This window comes from Deltaproteobacteria bacterium (assembly GCA_016874775.1).
Taxonomy (GTDB): domain Bacteria; phylum Desulfobacterota; class Binatia; order Bin18; family Bin18; genus VGTJ01.
In genome coordinates, this window is the sequence record VGTJ01000331.1 from 1 (window position 1) to 2,887 (window position 2,887).

General features: G+C 52.2%; 3 protein-coding genes. All 3 read right to left on the reverse strand.

All coding sequences use genetic code 11. The annotated features are described in order from the left end of the window. Positions 1–40 precede the first annotated feature (40 nt). The 3 genes from FJ147_28150 to FJ147_28160 all read right to left on the reverse strand — a co-directional run bounded on the left by FJ147_28150 (position 41) and on the right by FJ147_28160 (position 2,729). A complete protein-coding gene (locus tag FJ147_28150) occupies positions 41–1,540 on the reverse strand; it encodes a mechanosensitive ion channel (protein MBM4259756.1) in 1,500 nt (499 codons plus the stop codon). 89 nt (positions 1,541–1,629) lie between these two features. Next, complete coding sequence (locus FJ147_28155; GenBank protein MBM4259757.1) at positions 1,630–1,968, reverse strand: phosphotyrosine protein phosphatase; 339 nt, start codon at positions 1,966–1,968, stop codon at positions 1,630–1,632. Beyond that, the gene (locus FJ147_28160; protein ID MBM4259758.1) at positions 1,965–2,729 is read right to left on the reverse strand and encodes an enoyl-CoA hydratase/isomerase family protein; all 765 of its coding nucleotides are present in this window, start codon (positions 2,727–2,729) and stop codon (positions 1,965–1,967) included. The genes FJ147_28155 and FJ147_28160 overlap by 4 nt, the downstream gene beginning before the upstream one ends. Positions 2,730–2,887: the final 158 nt, after the last annotated feature.

Sequence of the window (2,887 nt, forward strand, 5' to 3'; positions counted from 1 at the left end):
GGCTTATAGCAGATCCCACCGCCGTCCGTGAAGTCCACACCTACTCCGGGACACTTGCACCCGTACTCGTCACCGAGCATCCAAATAAACGAGACATACGAAAGTCAACCAGTTTTGCCGGAAGGGTACGCACTTCACTCATATGATCAGCCAGTTGGCTATTCGTTGCCAACATCGCACGCATGTCCTCTTTGTTCATCGTTAGTACTTCTGTGTCTTCCAAAGCGACAATGGTCGCGCTACGTGGTTCACCAGTAAGTAGAGAAATCTCACCGAAAAACTCACCAGCTGTCATCTGCCGCAGGACAGCTGCGCGGCCAGCCCCGTTCCGCGTTGAAACTTCCACCTGGCCGCTCTTGATGATGTAGAAGGTATTCCCCGCTTCTCCCTGATGGCAGATGGTTTCGCCACGGGCAAAAATCTGCGTTGCTAAACGCCGCGCGAGTTCTTGCCGCTGTTCGTCAGTGAGCACGTTAAGGAATTCAATCTCATGCAAGAGTTGTAAACGTTCAGCCGCCGCATCAGTCACCGGAATCGCTCGTTGATGATGTAATTCACGGATCGGAAAAGGAATCGTAATTTGCTCGCGACGAAAGTGGTACCACATCCGCTTTCGCACATCAGATTCAATCACTTGTAACCGAGAAAAGTCGTCAATCCAGAGCTTGATGGTGTACAGCACGGCAAAATCGAGATAGTCCGTCAGGCGAACTTCTGGCGGTGGCTGATCGAGTACCCCAGATACCTCACGTGCGCAGCGCAAGAGAATCACTTCGACGGTAGACGGCGGATGCTTGTAGTGGACCCCGACCCGAATCTCACACGCATGAAGCCGCGAGGGAAAGGAGAAATTATGAATTTCCATCTTGGCAACCATGCTTTGAGGAAACGAGATATGATCTCCTTGCCGCGTCAGGATCGTCACCGATCGCCAATCTGCACTCTCGATACGTCCCTCGTGTGACCCAAGTTTGACCCACTGCCCAATCAAATAGGGGCGAGTAATTTGCATCCCGATTCCGGCAAAAAGGTTGCCGAGCGTCTCTTGTAACGCGAGACCAAGAATAACCGACAGGATCGCCGAACTCGTGACCAGTCCGGCAATGTCACGCCAGGCAAAGATTTGTGGCAACAAGAAAAGAAATACCAGAAGATACACAACGCCGCGCACCAGCGACTGCACAATCTGTGGGACTGGCGTATTGCGCCGCACGGCAAATAAGTAGTCAGAAATGAATGCACTCACCGCCTCGACGAGAGCAATAATGGTGACGACAAGCAGTACGGAGTCAACAGAACGCAACAACGATCGGGAAGGATGGAGTGCGCGTATTGGTAGGAGATCAAGCTGCGTCAACAACCAGGCGAGAGGGATGAGCGGAACAAAGAGATACATCCAGAAACGGATACGAGCAGTGAGTGTCCGCAATAGTGGAGAACGCCAACGGAGAGCTTTGAAGATGATCCAATAGAAGAGACTGAGGCCAATAAAGATGGCAACGGTTTGCAATAAAAGAAAAAGCAGCTCTGGCGACCACACGGTACAATCATCCTCCCAAACACAGACTCACCTTTCAGTAGCACACCATAAGGACATGTGTGGGGTCAAGTTATAACCACTACCGATGGCTACCGCTTCGCCAAGAAGGGCGAGACTTTACGCTGCAAGAGTCGAACAAGCGCGGGATCCATGTAAGCATACTGATCAGAAATATCTAAACAGATAACTCGCTTGTTCTTGAGCATCGAACCAAACTGCCTGGTCAACTTTCTCTGTTGACTTTTCTCCATGACAAAAACGAGATCTGCCCATGTGAGCAAATCACGAGAGAGAGGTTCCTCTGCGTCAGGGGCTGTCCCTGCAGAGGCAACCTCAATATCGGGATAAGAGGAAAATAACCGCTCAGCAGTCGGACTACGCAAACGGTTCCGGCTACACACGAAGAGAAAATGCTTCTTTTCCCTCATCGCCCTTTCCAATTGGGCTTACGCTTCTCAGCAAACGCGCGTGGCCCTTCCTGAGCATCTTCACTCTTATACACATGATCGAAGAGGTGCCGTGCGGCTTCGAGTCCAGCCATACGTCCCATATCGGTGACCATATAAACCATCTCCTTGGCTGCGGCGACAGTCAGCGGCGCATTGTCAGCGATTGTTTCTGCAAGTTGCATCGCTTTTGTCATGAGCTGGTCAGCAGGAAAGACGTGATTGACGAAACCAATTTCATACGCGCGGTGTGCACTCATTGGGTCACCGGTAAGCAAGATCTCTAATAACACTTTCTGTGGGATCATATGCGTGAGCGGTACAGCCCAGGGGAATCCACGTCCAACTTTCGCCTCAGTGATGCCAAAGCGTGCAGTCTCAGAGGCGACAATCAGGTCGCACATCTGGGCAAACAGCCATCCTCCGGCATACGCTACCCCATTCACCGCAGCGATCACCGGTTTGGCGACATGAACATTCACATTGAGGGTTGGCAAAAAATTACGCGGTAGTTGACCGAGCTGCCGGGACGCCATCTCCTTGAGGTCGGCTCCTGCACAGAAGGCTTTGTCACCAGCACCAGTCAGGATTGCCACCCGTGCGTTCTCGTCTTTAGCAAAGCGCTCCCACGCTGCGGCTAAGCCTTCACGTACAGCGCTGTTAATAGCATTACGCGACTCCGGTCGATTGATCGTTACAACCACTACTCGTCCACGATTTTCGTAGAGGATTTCATCCGCCATGTACGTCTCCTTTTTTATGCAATAGGCGTGTGTCGGGCCGATGATCAGAGGATCGCATTGTCATTCTGAGTCCTCCACAGCGCGCGGCGCGGAGCGTGGAGGCAGAAACGAGACAGTGCTATGCTTGGCGGCACGGCCCCGACAAGCTAAGACCGGCG

Coding starts and splice junctions, on each gene's coding strand:
- FJ147_28155 (MBM4259757.1), bottom strand. CDS start 1,968: ATGAGGGAAAAGAAGCATTTTCTCTTCGTGTGTAGCCGGAACCGTTTG.
- FJ147_28160 (MBM4259758.1), bottom strand. CDS start 2,729: ATGGCGGATGAAATCCTCTACGAAAATCGTGGACGAGTAGTGGTTGTA.